We start from the raw sequence: 22,376 nt of genomic DNA on the forward strand, positions 1-22,376 counted from the left end.
GTCGTTAATTATTAGGGTGATGCTACCAATAACCGACAAACATCACATCTTCTATCTGCTAGAATTTTTAATAGGTTATCCCATCACAGACTAGGAGCGCTGATCATGAATACGATATCGAACGAGCATTTCCAGAACGAAACGATTGCATTTGATGGTTTTAGCTTTATCGGCTGTACGTTCACTAACTGCGTAATCATAATAACGACATTGGATTTCAATTTCGAACACTGTTCCTTTTTCGAGTCCTCACTGCATGTCAATCCGAATCTATCGATATTCTCTATCTCGCATAAGCTCTCTCAATCGACTTACGATTCAGATACGACCTGTGTTCGCAATGATTACAAATATCCGCAAACCGTAGTTGAATTGCCAGCGGCAATAACTCAGCTGTAATCCATCCAAAGAGGCTGCCGCAAAAATCGGTTTTGGAAATGCGAGTTACCGCGTGTTGTGAAATGTCAGGCTAAAAAGAACCATCAGCGCCATTTTTGAAAGTGGCGCTGATGGTTCTTTTTGTGCATTTTAAGGGATAGGCTTGCTTTGCTTACCCTTTTTGGACAACTTTGCTGCAGCTAATCGTTCATCATTCGGCTTGCCAAGCGTTCAATTCTCAGCATCAATTCCTGCATATGGAACGGTTTAACGACGTAATCGTCTGCGCCGATTTCCAAAGCTTGAATGATGTCCTCCTTTTGATTGCGGGCTGTCAGCATGACAATAAGCAGCTGCTGCTCGGGATAGCTTTCGCGCAGCTCTCGCAGGACATCCAAACCATCAAGCTCAGGCATGGATCCATCCAGAAGTATAATATACTTCTCGCCATCTCTATACCACTCTGAGGACAAGAACGTCTTGCCGTCTTCGAACCCAAAAGCATTAACTTTCGTATGGGTTGTCGGCCTCCAATCAGAGAACCGACTAATGAGAATATCTCTAATCAGCGGATCATCATCTACAACGACAAGATTAAGCAAAGCTTCCGATTTCTTTTCTTGCATATCCGTTGAATAGACGATAGTTTGGTTTCGGCCAGCCCTTTTGGCACTATAAAGCGCGTGGTCTGCTTGTTCGATCCATTTTTCAGGCTGACTGTTGTTTTCTGCTAGCTGTGCGATGCCTGACGAGAAAGTAACTTGAAAAGTTTCTTCCCCGGCCTGGAATTTAATGCTGTTAAATGGTTTGCGGAGCTTATCGACTACGCTGGCCGCTCCAATGCTGTCTAAGTGAGGTAGTATGAGCGCAAACTCCTCACCGCCATACCTGCAAAATATCCCTTTGCCTGCGGTGGCTTCCCGAGCCGTTGCAGCAAAAGCCTGCAGTACTTCGTCTCCTTTTAAATGGCCGTATTCGTCGTTGACATGCTTGAAATAATCCAAATCAAGCATAACTAGCGAAAATAGATCTTTTTTGTGATTGAAAGCATCAATTTGTTGTTTGATCACATGATTGAAATGTTTGCGGTTGAACGCACCGGTTAACTCATCGAGCGTGATAGACCGATCCCAGTCCATTTTCATCATGAAACGATTATCAATGAGCGCTGTCAGCAAGTCTACATCAAATGGCTTCGCAAGGAAGTCCATTGCACCTGATCGATATGCGTTGATCTGGTTTTCAACGGTAAAATTACCGCTAACCATCATGATTGGAATATGCTCAAGCTTTGCTTTCTCAACGATCTGAAGAAGCACTTCCATCCCACTTTGATCAGGCAGCACAATATCCAGAAGGAGGAGACATGGTTTCCATTGATAGAACAATTTCAAACCGCGTTCGGCAGTTAGCGCAATGGACACCTGGTAGTCGCTTTTTTCCAAAACCTCTTTGACATAGGTGACAAATTCCACATCGTCGTCTATGACCAGCACACGTTTGTGATCGTTCAGGCTATCTTGGCTGGTTTTCAAGTAAACGTCATTCACATTGCTGTGATTGAGGAGCTCTACCTTTGCTTGCACAGGTGTGATCATGCTTTTTAAAGGAAAAAGATGCTCAGACCATTCCGTGCGCGAAAATGTTTTATCGCTTTTTTCAGCGAATAGATGTTCTTTGGACTCCGAGAACTTTTCTATCTCTACTAATCCAAGCGTTCCGCTCGTTCCCTTAAGATTATGAAAAAAACGATGGATTTCCTGTTCCTCCACGACCGTCTGGCTCGTCCATTCATCAATGGTTTGGATGATTCGTTGCTGAATGAGCTGTATATATTTTTCCGTTTTCATAGCCTTAAGCTCCTTCAATTATCGCAGCAAGCGTGAAATAGCAGCACTTAGTCTTCCCGGCAAATAGGGCTTCACTAAAAATTCTGTAATTCCCCATTGCGAGGCTTTGTCTTTTTCTTCGAATGCGCTTGATATGATGATCGGTAAATTCAATAAGAGATCCGTTTTTTTTATTTTGCTAATCAAATCCCAACCGGTTACGCCGGATTCAAGCATGAGATCCACGACTACAATATCAGGGTTCAGCTCTTCAATGGCTTCGATAGCTAATGCACCTTCTTTGAATAAATGAACCATATAACCACTTGCGAGAAGCTCATCGCTAAGAAGCGTTGCTAAATTATTGTCATTCTCAACAAGCATGACTTGTATGGAGGTTTCATCCCATGCGGCTATGTTACTCTCTTCGCTTATAATTGGGTTTGGCTGCTCGGCAATGGGCAGTGTAACGGTAAAGATGCTTCCTTTGCCGAATTCGGATTGCACCTCGATTTTACCCTCATGCTTCGTGACGATTTCCTTTACGATAGCCAATCCTAATCCCGTTCCTCCAATTTCCCGGCGATCGGTATTATCCACTCTATAAAATTTATTGAATAGATTTTTCATTGCTTCTGTCGGGATGCCCAGTCCATGATCCTCGATTCGAATATAAAATTGATTATGATTAATGCCGCTAACAATATCGATTTGACCGCCGTTTGGCGAATACTTGATGGCGTTGCTAAGCAAATTAATGATAACCTGGTGCATTTTATCACGATCTGCAAGCACTATAGTGCTCGGTGCCTCATGTCTCACTTGTATGTGATGGTTTGGCGCCGATAACTGCTGCATGTCAACCGCTTCGGTTATTAACGCCGTTAATGATAATAGCTTAAGCTCATAGGTTTGTTTGCCCGACTCCATCCGCTGCAAGTCTAGAAAATCGTTAATTAATGTCGTTAACCTTCTTGCTTCCTGATGAATCGTGGTCATGTATTTGCGCTGGCGTTCTGGTTTGAGCTCCCTATGCAGCAAAAGCTCGGCAAATCCGAGTACGCTGGCAAGCGGCGTTCTAAGTTCATGGCTTACGGTGCTCACGAACTCGGATTTCATCCGGTCGACCTCATATTCCTTCGTAATATCCCGGTGTACGAGCAGCAGCCCGAATTTTATGCCATTGCGGTAAAGCGGTTCGCAATATAGCTGGATAAACCGTCTTTCCGGCTCGATCACTTCATAGGTAATGCTGCGCATACCCTGGTAATGACCGGATTGGACCAGACCCTCGATAAACGGAATAAGCATTTCCGGTTGAGCGACAACGGTGCGAATATGGTTTTTTAATTGTTCATCCGTCATCATCACCGTTTGCTCTGCATCTGTGAAAAAAGGCAAAATATCAGACATTTTACGGTTAATTTGGCGCGTTGTACCATCCAAATCAAGCAATTGAATACCTTCTTGAATCGTATCGAGCATGTCGCTGGTCATTAAACGCTGCTTCTCCGATATTTCGTAAAGCTGAAGCTTGTCAAAGGCTAAGGACACTTGCGTCATCAACCCTGCGATCTCGACCTCTTCCTGCATGGATATTTCGCGATTCACTTTCGTAATGACAACGCATGCTACGATTTCTTGGCTTGCATTCAGAATAGGCAGCACAAGATCAGTCGCCTTCATCGGATTATCATGGTATCCTTTTTCGCCGGCATAACAATCCCTCGTAATGCTGTACGACTTTTTCGTTTGCAATGCTCTCAGCAATATGCCATCATTCCTGTTTTCAATGAACTGCAACGCCGCATCCTCAGATATGCCGACGGATGCATATTCATGCTCTCTATCCAATTTAACGATGATGCCTTTTTCGCTTTCGGTAATGGAGACGATATTGGTAATAATGCTTTCTAGAAGCTCAGTCTGATCAAGCGTACTTGAGAGCGATTGAATGAATTTATTTCGCTTCAGCAAATATTTTTCATTCTGCTCCATCACTTCAACAGCTAACTGCAGTTCTTCCTGCTGAGCCTGCAGCTCATCCTGCTGGGCAATAAGCTCCTCATTCTGTGCAACAAGCTCTTCTTCATTGCTTTGAATTTGAGTCAGCATCATATGGAATGTACGTGCCAGCTCGCCTAGTTCATCTGCTCGATCTTTCAGATCGACTTCGGTATATTCCCCGTTAGCAAAGTTGCGAGCTTGGCTTGTCAGCGTCAATAAAGGAACGCCGATTGCCTTCGCAACCCTTCTCGTCAACAATGAGGATAGCACTAATATAAATACAATATAGGCAATGAATAATAATGCTTGATACGATAGCCGTTCGATCAATTGATCATTTTTTTGTTCGGCAATAAGCCTTACTTGGGATTCCAGATCATGCGAATATGTAATGAGCTTATTCACAGGATTATCCTCGCCTGCGGATATAAGGACTCGCAACGCTTGATAATCCTGAGACTTCGAATATTCAATCGCTTTGGGTAAAAGTTCATCAAAATAATTAGTGAAAAAGTCTTCGATGTTCCGCATGACTTCTTCTTCCGAAGCGGTTAGCTTCAGTTTTTTTATGTCCACCAAATTTTTATCCAATAGCACTTTTTCAGCAAATATTTGATCATACTCATAATCCGATAAATAAACATAATAACCTCGGGCTCTTAATATAACTTCGTTGGAATGATCGGCGATTTCCGAGACGAGCTCTTGCTTCTGTCTTAGCAATGTTGTTTCAGCTGTATAACTCTTCAAGGTTAATACTGCGCTTACCAAAACAAACACGGCGCCAAACAGTATTAGAGACAATGAGAGCACCATCATGGCCACAAATTGTCTTGTAATTCGTTTATTCAAATAGCGGCGCAGCTTTCCCACGAAGCATCTCCTCTACTTTGTCGATAAGCTCCAAAGGGCTGAAGGGCTTGGACATGAAGCCATCTGCGCCTGCATGAAGCACCTTCTCCTGCTCTGACTGCTGACTCTTCGCGGATAACATTAATATTTTGGCGTTCTGCCTGTTCTCTAGCCGCCTTGTATGTTCGATTACTTCGATCCCGGTCATTTTTGGCATCATGTAATCCAAAATGATCAGATCAAACTTTGTATCACTTATTTTTTGCAGCGCTTCTTCCCCGTCCGCCGCTTCTTCAAGCTTATAGCCTTCATCTTCGAGCGTATCTGCTATGAGCATCCGTAAGATCGGCTCATCCTCAGCAATAAGCAATGTTTTCATTTTGGTATCCTCCGCTATTTTCTCGTTCGTTTTTCGACATATCACGCCAAATTACAACAATCTCATACTCATTCGACATTTGGTCGTGAATTCCTTCGTTTTTCACTTCCTTACTTGCAGGAATCCGTAAAACTCCTCCAACATAAGAAAAAACAGGCCGTCATGACGGCCTGTTTTCAATCATTCAGCGGACTCCACTTGTTCGTCACCTGGATTTCACGATAATCTTGCGGATGCTCTCGCCTGACAAATGATATTTCCGCTCCAAGTCAGCGACTGACCATCCGTTTGAGTAATAAAGATAAATTTCCTTATTTCGCTCCGCCAGAAGCTTGCGTGTTCCGCTCACCTCGCCCCAATGGGCTCTTTGCTCCGCGAGCTTAGGTACATAGATCAAGTCGCCTTGAATGTATTTTTGCAGCTCTTGCAATAAGCTAGGGGGAAGCACATCTCTCCCATTTTTGTAGTTCACTATAAACGTCCTCCTTGAAGATGCTCATCTTTGTAAGATTATTGGATTTCGTTGTCATCAACATTTTTTACTTCCTCCCTTCGATTTTTGGTAAACCTCATCTACATATAAACAAAAAAAGCGATGGATGACGATCCCGTCCTCTCAGCTTTTTTCGCCTTGCACTCTGTCATTATATTGTAAGCCTTTTCGGTTGACAAGAAATGTTTTCCAAACTTTCCATCCAAGCGCGATAACGAAATAAAAGGAGACCTTTCGGTCTCCTTCGTATGGGTGATCTCCGTCTAAACGGAGATCACCTCCATGTTGTTAATCAATTCGATCAGCTCCTTTCCTATTCATTTGTCGGCCCGACTTCATCAGTATATATCCTTATGACCAGCTCTCGATAGTGAAAAAACAGCTATAAATAATCTTTACCAGCGATCCCGCTGTCAAGTTAAAAATTGCCGTTTATTTATCATCACTTTTTAATAAATACGATTTTTATCAGTAATAGCAAGGCTTTGTTTCCTCATAGGTAATTGTTGGGTTTTTAATCTATGTTATGGTATTTCTAGTCGATTCACTAGATTCACAATCCAAGGAGGAACAACATGATTAACTTGACGAACAACCGTATGAAGAAAGCCGTCGCAGGTATAGGAATTAGCTTGTCTATCGCTATATGCGCAGGATCCATTGCAATGCCCCAATCGGCGCACGCAGCGACAGCATCAAGCTCCTCGAAAGTAAGCAGCGTGGTTTCCATCGGGAAAAAATATATCGGCGTGCCTTATAAATTCGGAGCCAAATCAGGCATAACAAGCTCCTTTGATTGCTCATCCTTTACGCAGTACGTGTACAAGAAAGTAGGAGTCAGCCTGCCTAGATCCTCTAAGCAGCAAGCGAAGTCGGGCTCTTACGTGTCTAAAAGCAATCTGAAAGCCGGAGATCTTATATTCACCGACACGAACCGTGACGGCATTATTAATCACGTCAGCATTTATATTGGCAGCGGCAAGCTTCTGCACACGTATAGAGTCGGTGTAGGCGTTACGATCTCCAATTTCAAGGGCAGTACATGGGACAAGACCTATGTAACGGCGAGAAGAGTCATTAGATAGGTTAAGAGGGTGCTCTCCCAGCGGACAGCACCCTCTTGGTCTACGATTTAAGCAAGCCGAGCATTCTTAATCCATACATAATTCCGTCTTCCGTTACATCCTTTGTTACATAACGGGCAGCCTGCTTCACTTCATCCGGAGCATTCCCCATCGCGACGCTATGATGAACATGCTGCAGCATCTCCAGGTCATTGATTCCGTCGCCAAATGCATAGATATCTTCGCTTTTAAAGCCGGATTTTTCAACCAGTGCCTGAATGCCAATGGCTTTCGAGCCTCCTGGAGGGAGAACATCGCTCCCAAACCTATGCCAGCGAATGAAGCCAAGCTCTGCAAAGCCTTCTTTGTAGCAGCCTTCATCCTCCTCTTTGCAATAAAGGAGACATTGGTAAATGGATTTATCAATGTGGTAATCCGGCTCCAGTGGCGGCAGTCTCTTACGCAAGCCCTCGTCAGCTTCGTACGGATAGGCTGTTTGATGCGTGCTTGAGCGCATGCCTTCCGGCGTCATATAGACCAAAGGGTGATTATTTTCTAGCGAAAGCTTGGTAAGCTCTACAATTCTGGCGGGATCAATGGGGTGGCTGTATACGACTTCGCCATTGTAAACGGCGTACGAACCGTTAAAGCTAACATATGATTCGATTTTTAATTCTTCGGAAACAGACTTTAACATAAAAGGTCCTCTGCCCGTGGCAATAACCAGCTCATGTCCCGCCGATTGCAATTGCTCAATCGCATCCTTGGTTGAAGGCGGGATTTTTTTTTCGTGATCAACCAAAGTACCGTCTATGTCAAAAAAAATCAGCTTTTTATTCATCCTATTTGCCTCAGCTCTCGTTTGCTTTTGTTCTATTATAGCTTATTTCATGTAAACGGATGAATCCGAGGCAAACAAAAAGCTGATGCCTGCATGCATCAGCTACTTCGATAGAGAGACATGATCACGCTGCGTACGACATGAATGAGCTTTTTAGGTATTGCGGCTGCGGCTTTTGGCGAGCCGTTTTATTGCGTGTCGTTTTGCCCATTAACAAAGGTGCTTCCGCAATATCTCTTTGAACCAGCTCGATTAATAACGCAATGTCACCGGCATGATAAGCTATTGTCATTACGCGCAGCCATTGCGTCCACTCCTCTTCCTTAGGAAGCGATATTTTACCGGACTCAAGCTCGGCTCTTGCTGCTGTTAATGCATCACGAGCCCGAAATAAAGCAGCTTTTACGGCACCATCCGTTGTGCTCAGCATCTCAGCGGTCTCTGCTATGGAATAATGAAACACCTCGCGAAGCAGAAATACCTTCCGCTGTATGGGGGACAAATGCCGAATCAATGCATATAGCGGTACTTCGCAATCCGTTAAATATTGATCCTTTATAGCATCCGAATTTATTATTCGCTCTATAGTCATCCGATACGAATGATTTCGCCGCCATTGATCCGTCCAAACATTTTTGGCAATACGCAGAAGAAACGCTTCCGGATTGGCATGCGTGGCATTTAAAAGAGTGGGCATGCCCCTTAACCATGTCTCCTGTACGAGATCATCGGCATCCCAGCTTGATTTCGTAAGTGAGAGGCAATAGCGATGCAAAGTCGTATATAACGCTTCTAATATGCTTTTTTGTTCATTCACTTCGATCGTCGGCGAACCATCCGCTACCTTCATACACCTGCCTCCTTCTATTAACGTTATTTCCATCCAACGGATAGAAACGTGCTTATGATGTAAACGAATGAAACGGCCGAAAGGATACGCAATCCGTGAAAAAAAAGCCGTATCTTTTAGCTGCCATTGATCGTTTACCTTACGAGTGCAAATGCAACCAAGGAGGAACAACGAATGAACAACTTTATTCCTTATGTAGTCGAACAGTCCAGCAGAGGTGAAAGATCCTATGATATTTATTCCAGATTGCTGCGGGATCGTATCATTTTTCTCGGTTCAGCGATTGATGACTCTGTTGCGAACAGTATCGTTGCCCAACTGCTGTTTCTGGCTGCCGAGGAGCCGGATAAAGAAATATCGATGTACATTAACAGCCCCGGCGGCTCTACTTCGGCTGGCTTTGCTATTCTGGACACGATGCAGTTCGTTAAACCGCCAGTTCACACAATCTGTACGGGGTTTGCTGCTTCCTTCGCGGCAATTCTGCTGCTAGCCGGTGAAAAAGGACATCGCTCTGCGCTGCCGAATAGTGAAATTATGATTCATCAGCCGCATGGCGGCGTTCAAGGGCAAGCAAGCGATATTGCGATCAGCGCTGCCCGTATTTTGAAGATTCGCGCGAAGCTGAACCGGATTAGTTCGGAACGCACAGGTCAGCCGATTGAAAAAATCGAAAAGGATATGGATCGAGACTATTATATGTCATCGGAGGAGGCGTTGGAATACGGGATCATCGATAAAATCGTTACTTCGATGTAGCAATCAGGCTCTTATGGATCCAGACGGCAGCCTGACTCCCGTCTCCCATCGCTAACGTGACCATTTCGGAGTGGGCAATGACATCGCCTGCTGCCCAAACATTGTTAACGTTAGTCTGCTTCGTACGAGGGTCAACGATAATGTGGTTGTTTTTCATGAGCTGAACACCCAGCTGCTTGGCCAAACTGGAGCGGACCTCATTGCCGCCGAATGCGAGGAAGCAGCGAGACCGCAGGATGATGGAGCCGTCTTGAAGGGCTACTCCGTTGAATTGCTCATCGTTTGCCAGCACCTCAAGAATGGCTTGATTATGATAAGTAATGCCTCTCTCCTTCAGCTTCGCCAGCAGCGAGTCATCAATCGGTGCCAGCTCATGATTCACATAGATGATGTCGGCCGTCCAGTGCGTAAGCACGAGAGCCATTCTCGCGCCTGCATTGCCAGAGCCAAGCACCAATATGGCCGAATCGCTTACCTCATACCCATCGCAATCCGGACATACAAAAACACTGATTCCCATGCATGGAATCAGCATGGGGAAATCAGGGATGCGGTCTTTAACGCCTGTAGCAAGCAATATTCGTTCTCCACGGAACGAACGACCGTCTGCTGTTTCTAATATCCAATCATCGCCATCGCGCATTGCTTGAGAAACCTTGCCTTGTATGAACACCGTTCCAAGCTGCTCTGCTTGCAGTTTCCCGGAAGCAAGCAGCTCAGGTCCACTCACGCCTTTTGGAAATCCGATTAGATTATGATAGTTTTTGCAAAGGGAAGATCTGCCGTCGCCAGCATCGATGATTGCAACAAGGTGACGATATCTTCCCAATTGTATGGCTGCCTGGAGACCGGCTATCCCTCCGCCTATGATAATGCACTCGAACTTCATCGGTTCCCTCCATTCCCCTCGAAGCCCTGGGTAAGATGATATCAGTAGATCCATCTAGTATCCATGCGAATGCAGTCCCTTATTCAAGAAAAGCCGTTTATCCTTAAACAGAAATCCCTGTACGACGATTTAACCCGTTTTTTCTTCGTTTAATCAGCTCCGGCAGTGCCACACCGACTAACACTACGATCACACCGATCCATTGGAGTGCGCTAACATGCTCGTTAAGTACGAAGGATGACAGCAAAACTGCTACCGGCAGCTCTGAAGCTCCTAGGATACCTGCCATGCCTTCTCCGATATGAGGAACGCCAATCGCAAACAGGACAGGCGGAATAAAGGCTCCGAACATGCCGAGCAGAAAGCCATACAGCAGCAAATCTCCCCATAACTGGCCGTTAAATAAAAATGTCGGCGGGAATACAATAAACACAAGAACCAATCCGCCTGTAATCATCCAAGCGCTGCGATATGCAGGGTGGACGGAAGGTACTGCTTTGCCGCTGAACAAAATAAACATGGAGTAGCTAACTGCTGACAACAGGCCTAGGACGACACCCATAACATTAAAGTTTCCCGTTCCCTGCTCCATAATGCCAGCTGCAAGCATCGTTCCTCCAAATAAGATGGCAATGGTGAAAAACATGACGCCGCTTGGACGTTTCCGCTGTCCGATCGCTTGGATCAAAACGCCGATCCATGTAAATTGGAACAACAATATAATAGCGAGCGACGCCGGGATATAACGCAGTGACTGATAATATAGCAGACCTGTAATCGCTGTAGGTGCTCCTGCTGCCATTAGAAGCAGCCTCTGTTTCCAGGTTAAACGGGTGGAAACCGCTGTAGGCTTAACGCGCGACTCCATCCTTTTGCTGATGTTCCTTTTCTCGCGCCATTTCATGATGAAGGTGAGAATCCAGGCAAGGATAAAGCCAGTCAGCAATTGACTTCCGACTACTTCTCCAAGCTCATAACCTTTACCATATGCAAGCACTACGATTGTGGATAAAATCCCGTAGCTTGCCGCTCCCATAAATACAGATAAAATATACTTCATCTTGCTGTCAACACCTCTCTTGTTCGCTTGAATCAATGACTTAAACGCAAAAAATCCTAACTAGGAATACAAGATCATCGCGTAATGATCGCATATTCGTAGTTAGGAAGTTAAGGCTCCCCGTAGAAACCCTCACCCTGCTTGATCCAAAAATGTCGTGAGGTTATACGAAGCTATTCAGTTGGTAATCGATTTCTTAAGCACTATGAATGTTACATGACAAGTAAGGTTAAGTCAATAGGTGTTTCACTGGAAAAGCTATGTTCCCTCTCGATCCGCCAAAATTAACGGCATGACCACCCGCTTCTTATGCTATGATAGGAAAACATAATTTCGGATATCGGATGGAGTGAGATTGCATGAGTACTATTGTTCAGAATGGAACAGTTCGTTCTGTTTGCCCCTTTGATTGCCCGGATACATGCGGGCTCAGCGTAACGATCGAAGAAGGAAAAATAACGAAAATTACTGGCGATGCGGCACATCCTGTGACTCGCGGCGCTATATGCAATAAAGTCAGGCAGCTAAACGACCGCGTGTACCACCCTGAACGGCTTCTTTACCCGATGCGGCGCAAAGGGCCAAAAGGAAATATGGACTTCGAGAGAATAACTTGGGAAGAAGCCTACGATGAAATCAACATCCGCATGACAGCCATTATTGCGAAGGATGGGCCGCAAGCGATATTGCCGTATAGCTTCTATGGCAATATGGGCGTATTGAATGCAGAAGGAATGGATCGGCGTTTTTTCCATCGAGTCGGCGCAAGCAGGCTTGACCGGACCATTTGCAATGCGGCAGGATCAGCAGGTTATGCTTATACGATGGGTGGCTCCATCGGAATTGACCCGGAAGAAACGGTTCATGCGAAACTATTTCTTATCTGGGGCTGCAACTTAGTATCAACGAATATGCATCAAGCCATGCTGGCAACCGAAGCACGAAAGAACGGCGCTACGATCATTCATATAGACGTTCATCGCAACCGAACCTCGGCGTGGGCAGATCAGTTCATCCATTTGCGCCCCGGAACAGACGCTGCGCTCGCACTCGGAATGATGCATGTCATTATTCGAGACGGGCTTGCGGATCAAGCATTTCTAGAACAGCACGCCATAGGATACCATGAGCTTGCAGCTCAAGCATTGGCATATACGCCTGAATACGTTGCAGGGATTACTGGTGTACCAGCTGAGCAGATCGAGGAGCTTAGCCGCTTGTACGGGAAGACCACTCCTTCTTTTATTCGAATCGGCAACGGCCTGCAGCATCATGACAATGGCGGCATGGCTATAAGAACGATAGCATGCTTGCCTGCTCTGACGGGCCAATGGGGTGTTCGCGGCGGCGGCGCAATAAAGGGCAACAGCTGGTATTCACGACTTAACGCCGACCAAATCGAAAGGCCGGACTTAATGCCGGATCCTGGCGTGAGAACGATAAGCATGAATCAGCTTGGCGATGCCCTTCTAGATTCCGCATCCCCGGTCAACTTGCTGTTTGTCTATAACAGCAATCCAGCAGTCGTGGCTCCCGATCAGAACCGGGTTCGCAAAGGTCTTATGCGTAACGACCTATTTACCGTCACGCATGATTTATTTCTGACCGACACCTGCAAATATTCGGATATCGTGCTGCCGGCTACATCCCATTTCGAGAATCTGGATTTATACACCTCCTATTGGCATCTCTATTTACAGCTTCACGAGCCAATAATGGAGCCTATGGGAGAATGCAAGTCCAACTTTACGCTGTTCAAGGAGCTGGGGCTGCGATTGGGCTTTGAACATGAGGCGTTTGATATTACGGAGGAACAAATGATTCGAGAAGCGTTGGACAGTAAGCATAATTCATTCCTTTCGGGGATTACGTTCGAAGCGCTGCAGTCGCATTCTTGGATGAAGGCCGGCGGGAAATCGTTGCCTGCTGTAACCTCTGTCATTCCAACGCCGTCTGGCAGAATCGAGCTTTATTCCGAGCAGATGCTGCAGGACGGTTATTCCCCCCTTCCAACGCACTCACCCTTGAAAGAGCCTGAAATCTATCCTTTCTTGCTTATGACGGGACCGAACCATAGCTTTATCAACTCGACCTTCGCGAACCAAGAACGGCTACAGAAGCTGGAGAAGGAGCCGCTGCTGCATATGCATAGCGGCGACGCAGAAGCTTTGGGCTTGCTGGACGGAGAGCGGGTGAAAGTACGAAACGGCCGTGGCGAGGTCGAGATCAGGCTGCGCATAGGAAGTGACGTGCTTCCCGGCGTTCTCGTAACACAAGGACTTTGGTGGGATGATCATCGAAAAGGACATCAAGCCGTCAATGCACTCACGCCTCAACGTCTGGCGGATATGGGCGGTGGAGCTACTTTCTTCTCCAATCGCGTCGCAGTTGTCAGACTGAAGGCAACTTAATGGGACAATAATCGATGTCACCAAACAAACAACCTGTATGCCGCATTCATGCGGCATACAGGTTGTTTGTTTCGATCTCATTCAGTAAGCAATGCCTACACGCTCGCGGATGTGCTTCTCATTCATATAAACATCAACCGCAAATGCAGCTGTGTCGGCAAACGAAATAGCAGTCCCGCCAGTTGGCAATACATCCTTGCGAACACGGTATTCTCCTGTACGCTCTTCTTCTACGAGCCTAGTTGGACAAATGACTGTCCAGTCTAATTGCTCCGATTGAAGGAGCATGTTATAGACGGATTCATGCTCTATTGCCGCTTCGTGGTGGATCCGTTTATTTTCAACAGATAGATATCTATACAGATGGGGCTGTACTTCACTTTGAAGGATACCCGCGGTTCCAATCGTAATGAGCCTTCTGATCTTATGCTTCTTCATTGCCTCGATTATATGCCCCAGTCCAGATGCTAATGTGCCGTTTCCTTCGGTATTGAGTGCGCAAATGACGCATGTAACGCCGGTCATCGCTTGATCTACGTCTTGCGGAATACGTACATCCCCTAAAAAGCTTCCAGGCAGCATCTGCTCCGCAGAGCGCACAAACCTTCGATATGAAACCTGCTGCTCCGTCAAATAACGTGCGATATATTGCCCGGTTTTACCAGTAGCGCCAAATAATAAAAGCTCAATAGTAACCAATCCTCTTTTCTATCCCTTGGATGAACCATTCCTATCGTATCATCATGATCAGCCAAAGCCAAAAAGTAAAGCTTGAATGAGTATGAGCATGAGTATAAGTATGAGTACTGGAGCTGCACCATAAGGGTTATGCAGATCTGGCCAATCTCATTACATGGACAAAAAACCTTCAACGCTACTGTAAAAATGGCGCTGAAGGCAGTTTTAAACCTATCTCACGTAAATGAATCGGAACTGAATTTCCACAACTAATTTGGAAGTAGTCCTATTTTATTCACATTTCCACGGATTGAGCTTCATACTGGATCGGATTGACGATTTTTCTCAATAGATGCATAGGACCGTCCCCGTTTTCAAAGTCAAAAACATGCAGCCTTTCATACCCTCGCCTCTCGTACATCGCAAGAAGCCATGGATGCTTCTCGGCAGTTGCAAGCGTTACTGCGGCAGCTCCGACTTTCTCCTTTATTATGGTTTGCTCAAGCCAGCTAAGCAGTTTGTTGCCGATGCCCACTCCTTGATAGGCGGGGTCAACGGCAAACCATTTAATAAACGGAAATGGCGTAATCGACTTAACCTCATCGCCTTTAGATAAAGTAACCGTCGCAGCAATTTCACCGTCAACATCCAGAACATAACACTCATTTGAAATAATATTATCTTGAATCAATGCCAGATCGGCATGAGCAGCCGGCCAATGCAGATCAAGCTCTCTAATCGTTACATAAGCCTCATATACTACATGAAGAAGTCTCTCTGCATCTTCTAATTGAGCTAATCGATATACCTCGCTCATCATGCCACCTCTTTGTTCAATGAAATTCATAAATCCCGATTCGAATAATCGGAATGACGATGAATTCACTTTATCACTTCATTGGATGAGTAGCAAATAGAGATCTTCTATACGTAAATAAACAATATGAATGCGAATAAGAAGTTTATCGAAGCTCGGCGACAGTATTAGTCGGGGTTTGTCCCGTTAACGCATGCACAAGATTCCGAGCGGCCAGCATCGCCATGTTAGCTCTAGTCGCTTCGGTTGCAGATCCGATATGCGGAAGCGTAAGGACATTATTCATGGTCAAAAAGGGATGGTTCTCTGGAATAGGCTCCTGCTCGAACACATCAAGGCCAGCAGCCGTTATCGTTCCAGCTTGCAGCGCTTCGATCAAAGCAGCTTCATCAATCGTTTGCCCACGCGAAACATTAATAAAAATCGCTGTCGGCTTCATTAGCTTAAATTGTTCTTGTCCGATTAGCTTGTTGGTCTCAGTCGTTAATGGCGCCAGCATAACGATAAAATCCGATTCAGCGAGCAGATCATTAAGAGATAAGTAGCGGACGCCTAATTGCGCTTCAGCCTCCGGCTTGCGGCTGCGATTGAAATAGGCGACATCCATGTCGAAGCCAAACCTCGCCCTGCGCGCCACGGCTTCGCCAATTCGGCCCATACCGATTATTCCGAGCTTAGCATGATGAACATCTTGTCCAAACCATGTATTCCCTATACCAGCTTTCCATTGACCTTCCTTTACATACCGATCCAGTTCGGCAACTCGTCTTGCCGTACCCAGCATAAGAGCCAGAGCTAGGTCTGCAACCGTATCATCAAGAACATGTGGCGTATGCGTCCCAATAATACCGTTCTCCCTCATCGCGTCTAAATCGAAATGGTTGTAACCTACACTGATGCTGCTTACGGCTTTTAGCCGAGGTGCATTTTCTATCAGTTCGGCGTCTACTTGGGTTCCGGCAGTCAAGAGCCCTTCCGCATTCTCCAGCTTCTTCAGCAAAATTTCGCGAGGTATAGGGGAAGACTCTTCCCATTTGTCGACCGTGCAGTATTGAGCCAGGTAGGCCTCTACCTCGCTAGACACATTTCGGTCAATAAAAACGTTTGGTTTCATGGATGGTCTCCTCTCGTGCGCGTTATTATAAATAATCATAACATAACAAGAGTTTCCGAGCACCAAGCTCGGTTTATTTCAGCATTCGGTCAATCCTGCCATTTCTAGAATGTAATGCTCATGCTTATGCTCATGCATGCATAGCTGCTTGACGCTTCAATAAATCCTCGACAACGATACAAGCCATCGCTTCTACGACAGGAATAATGCGCGGGCAAATGCATGGATCATGCCTGCCAATGGTTTCAATCATTTTTTCGTTGCCGTGGATGTCAACAGTATGCTGAGGCAACGAAATCGAAGAGGTAGGCTTAACCGCGATCCGGAATACAATCTCCTCCCCCGTACTAATGCCGCCTATAATGCCACCTGCAAAATTGCTAAGGAATCCTTCTTTATTCATCTCATCGTTATGCTCGCTGCCAAGCATGCCCGCAGCAGCAAAGCCAGCTCCGAATTCAATGCCTTTAACCGCCCCGATAGAGAGCATTGCTTTGGCAAGCTCCGCATCGAGCTTATCGAAGACAGGTTCGCCGATGCCGGGTTGCACGCCTCTTATACGGCACTCTACGATCCCGCCGCAGCTGTCGCCAATCTCCGCCAAACGCTCGATTTTTTCGATCATCTTTACGGCAGCCTCGGGGTCACATGCTCTCACGGCATTTTGTTCAATTGATTCCTCCACGAACGTTTCGCATTTAATGCCGCCGATTTCGGTCGTGTAAGCAACGACGCTGATTCCCTTTGCTTCAAGCAGCTTGCGGGCTACTGCACCTCCTGCAACTCTTCCCGCCGTTTCGCGTCCGGATGCTCGCCCGCTTCCCCTGTGGTCACGGATGCCGTATTTCTGCAAATACGTGTAATCCGCATGACCTGGCCGGAACGAATATTGAATATCACTGTACGCATCCGGCCTCATATCTTTATTGTGCAGCATAATAAAGAGCGGTGTTCCTGTCGTTTTTCCTTCGAACATTCCCGAAAGTATGCTGATGACATCATACTCCTTGCGTGGAGACGTGACGGATGATTGGCCAGGCTTGCGTCTGTCCATCTGGGTTTGTATGTATTTTTCATCCAGCTCTACCCCTGGGGTGACGCCATCGACGATAACCCCGACGGCTTCTCCATGTGATTCTCCAAAGGTCGTAATTTTAAAACTTTCGCCATAGGTATTCCCTGCCATGCTAATTCCTCCCGAATGAATGCATTGACGCATTCTTTATCTGTCCATTATAATTTCGTTAATGAAATAAATGAAATCAAAAAAAAACACTCTTGCCATAGAGAGGGATTATATCATGCAAGCTAACACGGATTGGTATCGCATATTTATGCATACCGCGAAACTCGGCAATTTAACGAAGGCGGCCCAAGATCTCCATATCACACAGCCTTCCGTTAGCTATGCGATCAAGCAATTAGAAGCGCAGCTTGAGGTGAAGCTGTTCGATCGGCTCTCCAAAGGAGTGAAACTTACCCCTGAGGGTGCAGCCGTACTTGAGTATGCTGAGAAATCATTCGCTATCCTGCAGCAAGGGGAGGCGAAATTACTGGCGCTCAAGCAAATGAGCGCAGGCGAATTAAAAATTGGAGCCAGCGGTCCCGTCATTAAGCATCTGCTGCTCCCTCTACTTGATTCTTTCCAGGCGGAATATCCGGCCGTTCGCATTCGCTTACTTCAAGGCAAAACGGCTGACATTCGGCAAAGGCTAAAAGCGGGGATCATCGACATCGGCTTCGTACATTTGCCATTCTCAGACCCTGAGCTGACCGTGCAGCATGTGACAGACATTCAAGAATGCTTTGTCGTAGGCACCGCGTATCAGCATCTGTCCGGCCAAACGATCACGGTGGAACAGCTGGCAGATACCCCGCTTCTGCTTCTATCCGAAGGAAGCAGTACGCGAATGTTCGTGGATCAATGGTTTTTGTCGCAAGGGATAAAGGCCGAGGCCGATATGGAGCTAAGCAGTATGGACATGTTGGTCGAGCTCGCCATTCGAGGTTACGGCGCAGCATTTGTCACTCAAACCTTCATACAGGAACTATTGAATGATGCGAAGCTCTTTGCGCTTAAACCAAGCGAAACCGTGCCGATCCGTTCCATCGGGTTAGCCTTCAAACGTGAGACTTCATTATCAATTGCCGCCAAACGATTCGTAGAGCTGTTGTTTTAATGCCAAGGAGCATCTCCTTTGCCTGAGAGGCTCAAATACATGTTTTGCTGGTTAACGGATTAGTATGCGCACTCAAAATGCTTAGGCGCTCAGATTCACCCAATGCACCCTGAGCTGAAGCGTTTTGGACATCTGATTTCATAAGTCTTTCTATTGAAATTATGATACCAGTCAACTATAATATAGTATGCTTTTATTTGTTTACCGGAAAGGAACGACTATGATGAACGAAGCTAAACCCTATCGCGTTTTATTGTATTATAAATTCGTAGCTGTACCCGATGCTGAGCAGTTTGCCGCAGAGCATCTCGCATATTGCAAGGAATTAAACGTGAAGGGCCGCATTCTTATTGCTGACGAAGGCATAAATGGCACCCTTTCGGGAACCGTTGAGCAGACGGAGCAATATATCGAGCATATGCATGCCAACCCTTTGTTTGCGGATATGGTGTTCAAAATCGACGACGTAGATCAGCATGCGTTCAAGAAGATCTTCGTAAGATACAAAAAAGAGCTCGTAACCCTTCGTTACGACAAACCGCTTGATCCGAATACATTAAGCGGCACTCGTCTCTCCCCGAAGGAATTCCATGAGTACTTGCAGCGGGAAGATGTTATTGTGCTGGATGGCCGCAGCGACTATGAATATGATTTGGGCCACTTCCGCAACGCGATCCGCCCAGATCTTGAGACATTCAAGGAGTTTCCGGAATGGCTTCGCGAGAACATGGCCGCATTTAAAGACAAGCCTATTCTTACGTATTGCACGGGCGGCATCCGCTGCGAGAAGCTGACCGGCGTCATGATGAGCGAGGGCTTTAATGATGTCTATCAGCTTGATGGCGGGATCGTAACCTACGGCAAGGACGAGGAAGTGCAAGGCAAGCTGTTCGATGGCAAGTGTTATGTTTTCGATGAGCGTACCTCCGTTGTCATCAATCAGACCGATGAAGCGGTTGTCGTAGGCAAATGCCATCATTGCAGCGAGCCTGCTGACACGTATATCAATTGCGCGGATGATTCCTGCCATTTGCAGCATATCGTATGCACGGATTGTCAAGAAACGAAGCACGGCTATTGCTCTACAGCTTGCGAGGAGCATGTTGTCGGCGTTAAATAAGGATACCGTAATTCATACTAAGCTTGGCTTCCTCTTTAAGGAAGCCAAGCTTAGTTTTATGTTTGATTCATTTTAAACCGCAGTTTCATTCGAGCAACGAAAAAAATGCATAACGGAAAAATCAAATTGCCGGCGAGGATATACAGCGTTCCGGATACCGCTATGAAATCCCCTACCGTCTGAAAATCCTTGGCGAGCCAGAAGGTTGATGTAAACAAGAGCACACACACGGGCAGGACCAATGCTTCAGGCTTGGATACCCTACAGGTTTCTTCAAGTCCTTTACAGATCGCGTAGTAATAGAAGCTGATTTTAAAAAACTCTCCAAGCACCCATACCATCATGACGACAGCTTCAACATGCTCGAAGAATTCGGCGTAAGCAATATAGCGTGAAGCGGTTAACAAGGGATAGTTGAAAAAAGCGGTGCTCTCCCCCATCAGCAAAAAAGCGGTAAGGTTAGCTATCAGCATCATCAGCATAATTCCCGTCACGGCAAGGTAACCCCATTTGCGTACTTCCTTTACGTCTTTCACTAGTGGCAAAATGAACAGAATGAGCGAAAGCTGGCAGAACCATCCTGCCACGACGACCGTTCCCTTTGCAATCGGGGCGGCCCCTCGTTCGAATATAGGCAGAATCTCGGTGGGGTCAAGCTCCGGTATTAGCAATATACAAATAACCAATGTACATAAAGTAATAACTGGGATGAATATTTGACCGGTTCTTGCCATCACTTCGATACCGCTCTTCACGACCCAAGCGCACAAAAGCAGCATAGCGCCAATGATCACTTGGACAGGTGTTTTCAAAAAGAAATTCGTAACGATAAATTCGCCGTAATCTCTAATTGTAATAGCTACAATATGAATTTGGAAAAGAATAAAAGCTAAACTGAAGCATTTGCCTACCCATCGCCCACATGTTGTCTCCAGCAGCTCTAAAAACGATCCATTAGGAGAGATTTCATGAATTTTAAGCACCATCCAGATTGTAAAGAAACCAAGTGCCGAGCTGAGAATCGGTGTCATCCACATATCCTTGCCCGAAAGAGCAGTAGAAATCGATGGCATCAATAAAACAGAGGAGCTCAGTATAAGCTGAAACATCAGAATTGATAATTGAAAGGCGGATATCCTGCCCTGTACCATAGCATCCATCTCCTTATCTGAACCGTCAATTCGTATCCATTCGTAAAAGCATTTATTTTAGCTTACGGTGTTAACCAGCTTTTAAAGGGGCTAAGCAGTGCATTTACCCCTTCTGTTAACCCAGGAAGCTTCGGGTTTATGCCGAGACAAACAGATAAAAGCAATGATAAGCCAAGTAGGCTGAAGATGAGCAACTTATCATGCCTTGTGTGCTTCTTCCATGACTGGTTCACCAAGCCGTATACACCGATCGTTCCCCATACAATTGCTATTGTTGTCCAAGGCATTTATTTGCTCACATCTTTCATTTGAACGATCGATTTATTTAGAAATCCAGGTCGCGGGATATCAACCATGACATCTAATTCAAGCTGCACCTGCTGGAAGGCTGTACTCCAATTGGGCTTCACTTTTTTCCATTGCTTCGGGTATTTTTTGCGGAATTCATCGCCGAATTGAACGACATCTACCTTGTATTTTTTTTGTAAAATTCGCATCGTATTCGTAATGCTGAATTTTACCTCTTCATTAGCAAGCTTGACCATTTCTGCATGCTGCTTCGGACTCATGAAATCAATGGCGGACGTATTTTGCAGCAGATTGCCTTCGCTGCGAACCTTAACCTTCATTATCCATTTCCCATCTGCGGTAATCCGCGGTGTTAACGTCGTTTTACTTCCCGTGAGAAGGATGGCAATCGTTTCGTGGTGAGGCATGTCGAGCGCAATAATCGTATTGCCTTTAATATTATTCGTCATCCAGAAATATCCCCAAGTAACGTCCGTATTCAAGCTTCCGATCATCTTTGTCTTTTTAAAAAGACTGACGCCCTGAAAATAAGAAACGTTTGGGTTTCGATTATGTTTTTTGTCCGTAACAAGCGTGCCACGGTTGATATAGGGTATAGAAAAGGATTCGTCAGGCGTTTCTACGATCTGCTGGACCACTTGTTTTAAATCGACAGTCGTGCTGATTTCCGTTTTAGAAAGCTCGCTTAACGCTTCCATCGAATTCGGTTCGAGCTTAGGGATAATGCCGAGAATGTCGAATGCTTTTCCTTCCGCGACATACACATTGGCTCTCTCGCGCATCCGAACATATCGTAGAATGAAGTCAAGGTCATCCTGAATGCCTTTCTCTGCGCGTTTTTGCCCAAATACGAAAATATCATTATGGCCCCAATAGAGCTTTCGCGATAAACGCTCTTGCAGCTTGTACATGGCTTCAGCCATCGAGGAGCCTGTAGCGCTTGAAACGAATGTTTTGCCATTTCCGCTATTCGTAGTGACTCCTCCCCCGCTCTGAGACTCCGAATTATTCTCCTCGGGAATATAGATCTCAGCGGAGAGCTTCACCTGATTCGTACTTGCTTGATCGATGCCAGCCCCGACAATAATCGCAATATCGTTGACTTCCATCCGATCCCAGCAGCCGGTTAGCTGCACCATGCTTAAGAAGCATAGGCAGCATAGAAACACATGAGTTCGGAAACGATTCATCGCTG

At 45.9% G+C, this 22,376-nt stretch carries 20 protein-coding genes and 1 riboswitch; of the genes, 6 read left to right on the forward strand and 14 right to left on the reverse strand.

Annotation, left to right across the window (positions count from 1 at the left end; genetic code table 11):
* Positions 1–105 precede the first annotated feature (105 nt).
* Positions 106–399 carry a hypothetical protein gene (locus FHS16_RS07665; RefSeq protein WP_183560599.1) on the forward strand — a complete coding sequence of 98 codons (294 nt, stop codon included), beginning with the start codon at positions 106–108 and terminating at the stop codon, positions 397–399.
* 179 nt (positions 400–578) lie between these two features.
* Here FHS16_RS07665 and FHS16_RS07670 read toward each other — a convergent pair whose 3' ends face one another.
* The 4 genes from FHS16_RS07670 to FHS16_RS07685 form a co-directional block, all read right to left on the reverse strand.
* Positions 579–2,228, reverse strand: a complete 1,650-nt coding sequence (locus tag FHS16_RS07670) for a GGDEF domain-containing response regulator (protein ID WP_183560601.1) — start codon at positions 2,226–2,228, stop codon at positions 579–581.
* An 18-nt stretch (positions 2,229–2,246) separates the two neighbouring features.
* The gene (locus FHS16_RS07675) at positions 2,247–5,087 is read right to left on the reverse strand and encodes an ATP-binding protein (RefSeq protein WP_183560603.1); all 2,841 of its coding nucleotides are present in this window, start codon (positions 5,085–5,087) and stop codon (positions 2,247–2,249) included.
* Positions 5,059–5,445 carry a response regulator transcription factor gene (locus FHS16_RS07680; RefSeq protein ID WP_183560605.1) on the reverse strand — a complete coding sequence of 129 codons (387 nt, stop codon included), beginning with the start codon at positions 5,443–5,445 and terminating at the stop codon, positions 5,059–5,061. The genes FHS16_RS07675 and FHS16_RS07680 overlap by 29 nt, the downstream gene beginning before the upstream one ends.
* A 205-nt stretch (positions 5,446–5,650) precedes the next feature.
* Positions 5,651–5,917, reverse strand: a complete 267-nt coding sequence (locus FHS16_RS07685; RefSeq protein ID WP_183560607.1) for a CD3324 family protein — start codon at positions 5,915–5,917, stop codon at positions 5,651–5,653.
* Positions 5,918–6,513: 596 nt separating this feature from the next.
* Here FHS16_RS07685 and FHS16_RS07690 point away from each other — a divergent pair.
* Positions 6,514–7,023, forward strand: coding sequence for a C40 family peptidase (locus FHS16_RS07690; protein WP_183560609.1), 510 nt, complete (start codon positions 6,514–6,516; stop codon positions 7,021–7,023).
* A gap of 40 nt (positions 7,024–7,063) precedes the next feature.
* Here FHS16_RS07690 and FHS16_RS07695 read toward each other — a convergent pair whose 3' ends face one another.
* Entirely contained in the window at positions 7,064–7,843 is a 780-nt protein-coding gene (locus tag FHS16_RS07695; RefSeq protein WP_183560611.1) for a Cof-type HAD-IIB family hydrolase, read from the reverse strand.
* A gap of 124 nt (positions 7,844–7,967) precedes the next feature.
* Positions 7,968–8,693, reverse strand: coding sequence for an RNA polymerase sigma factor (locus tag FHS16_RS07700; protein WP_183560613.1), 726 nt, complete (start codon positions 8,691–8,693; stop codon positions 7,968–7,970).
* Positions 8,694–8,867: 174 nt separating this feature from the next.
* On the opposite strand from FHS16_RS07700, the gene clpP reads away from it, so the two are divergent.
* Positions 8,868–9,452, forward strand: a complete 585-nt coding sequence (clpP, locus tag FHS16_RS07705) for an ATP-dependent Clp endopeptidase proteolytic subunit ClpP (RefSeq protein ID WP_183560615.1) — start codon at positions 8,868–8,870, stop codon at positions 9,450–9,452.
* On the opposite strand, the gene FHS16_RS07710 is transcribed toward clpP, so the two are convergent.
* Together FHS16_RS07710 and FHS16_RS07715 are read right to left on the reverse strand one after the other, a co-directional pair.
* Entirely contained in the window at positions 9,439–10,341 is a 903-nt protein-coding gene (locus FHS16_RS07710; protein ID WP_183560617.1) for an NAD(P)/FAD-dependent oxidoreductase, read from the reverse strand. The two genes, clpP and FHS16_RS07710, sit on opposite strands and share 14 nt — an antisense overlap.
* 103 nt (positions 10,342–10,444) lie before the next feature.
* A complete protein-coding gene (locus FHS16_RS07715) occupies positions 10,445–11,401 on the reverse strand; it encodes an EamA family transporter (protein WP_183560619.1) in 957 nt (318 codons plus the stop codon).
* A 79-nt stretch (positions 11,402–11,480) separates the two neighbouring features.
* Positions 11,481–11,592: riboswitch (purine riboswitch) on the reverse strand.
* A 168-nt stretch (positions 11,593–11,760) separates the two neighbouring features.
* On the opposite strand from FHS16_RS07715, the gene FHS16_RS07720 reads away from it, so the two are divergent.
* Complete coding sequence (locus tag FHS16_RS07720; RefSeq protein WP_183560621.1) at positions 11,761–13,812, forward strand: molybdopterin-containing oxidoreductase family protein; 2,052 nt, start codon at positions 11,761–11,763, stop codon at positions 13,810–13,812.
* Positions 13,813–13,893: 81 nt separating this feature from the next.
* Here the strand turns inward: FHS16_RS07720 and FHS16_RS07725 are convergent, their stop codons facing one another.
* From FHS16_RS07725 to aroC, 4 genes are all read right to left on the reverse strand, one after another.
* Positions 13,894–14,511 carry an NAD(P)-dependent oxidoreductase gene (locus FHS16_RS07725; RefSeq protein ID WP_183560623.1) on the reverse strand — a complete coding sequence of 206 codons (618 nt, stop codon included), beginning with the start codon at positions 14,509–14,511 and terminating at the stop codon, positions 13,894–13,896.
* A 274-nt stretch (positions 14,512–14,785) separates the two neighbouring features.
* The gene (locus FHS16_RS07730; protein WP_183561348.1) at positions 14,786–15,307 is read right to left on the reverse strand and encodes a GNAT family N-acetyltransferase; all 522 of its coding nucleotides are present in this window, start codon (positions 15,305–15,307) and stop codon (positions 14,786–14,788) included.
* A 145-nt stretch (positions 15,308–15,452) separates the two neighbouring features.
* Positions 15,453–16,421, reverse strand: coding sequence for a 2-hydroxyacid dehydrogenase (locus tag FHS16_RS07735; protein WP_183560625.1), 969 nt, complete (start codon positions 16,419–16,421; stop codon positions 15,453–15,455).
* A 130-nt stretch (positions 16,422–16,551) separates the two neighbouring features.
* Positions 16,552–17,607 carry a chorismate synthase gene (gene aroC, locus FHS16_RS07740; RefSeq protein WP_183560627.1) on the reverse strand — a complete coding sequence of 352 codons (1,056 nt, stop codon included), beginning with the start codon at positions 17,605–17,607 and terminating at the stop codon, positions 16,552–16,554.
* A 115-nt stretch (positions 17,608–17,722) separates the two neighbouring features.
* Between aroC and FHS16_RS07745 the strand changes: the two genes are divergently transcribed.
* Complete coding sequence (locus tag FHS16_RS07745; RefSeq protein ID WP_183560629.1) at positions 17,723–18,601, forward strand: LysR family transcriptional regulator; 879 nt, start codon at positions 17,723–17,725, stop codon at positions 18,599–18,601.
* Between the two features lie 223 nt (positions 18,602–18,824).
* Positions 18,825–19,721 carry an oxygen-dependent tRNA uridine(34) hydroxylase TrhO gene (gene trhO / locus FHS16_RS07750; protein ID WP_183560631.1) on the forward strand — a complete coding sequence of 299 codons (897 nt, stop codon included), beginning with the start codon at positions 18,825–18,827 and terminating at the stop codon, positions 19,719–19,721.
* Between the two features lie 56 nt (positions 19,722–19,777).
* On the opposite strand, the gene FHS16_RS07755 is transcribed toward trhO, so the two are convergent.
* Both FHS16_RS07755 and FHS16_RS07760 read right to left on the reverse strand, forming a co-directional pair.
* Positions 19,778–20,872, reverse strand: coding sequence for a GerAB/ArcD/ProY family transporter (locus FHS16_RS07755; protein WP_183560633.1), 1,095 nt, complete (start codon positions 20,870–20,872; stop codon positions 19,778–19,780).
* Positions 20,873–21,159: 287 nt separating this feature from the next.
* Positions 21,160–22,371: a Ger(x)C family spore germination protein gene (locus FHS16_RS07760; protein WP_183560635.1), complete on the reverse strand. Its 1,212-nt coding sequence runs from the start codon at positions 22,369–22,371 to the stop codon at positions 21,160–21,162.
* Positions 22,372–22,376: the final 5 nt, after the last annotated feature.

Origin of the sequence: Paenibacillus endophyticus (genome assembly GCF_014192395.1) — a bacterium.
Taxonomy (GTDB): Bacteria; Bacillota; Bacilli; order Paenibacillales; family Paenibacillaceae; genus Pristimantibacillus; species Pristimantibacillus endophyticus.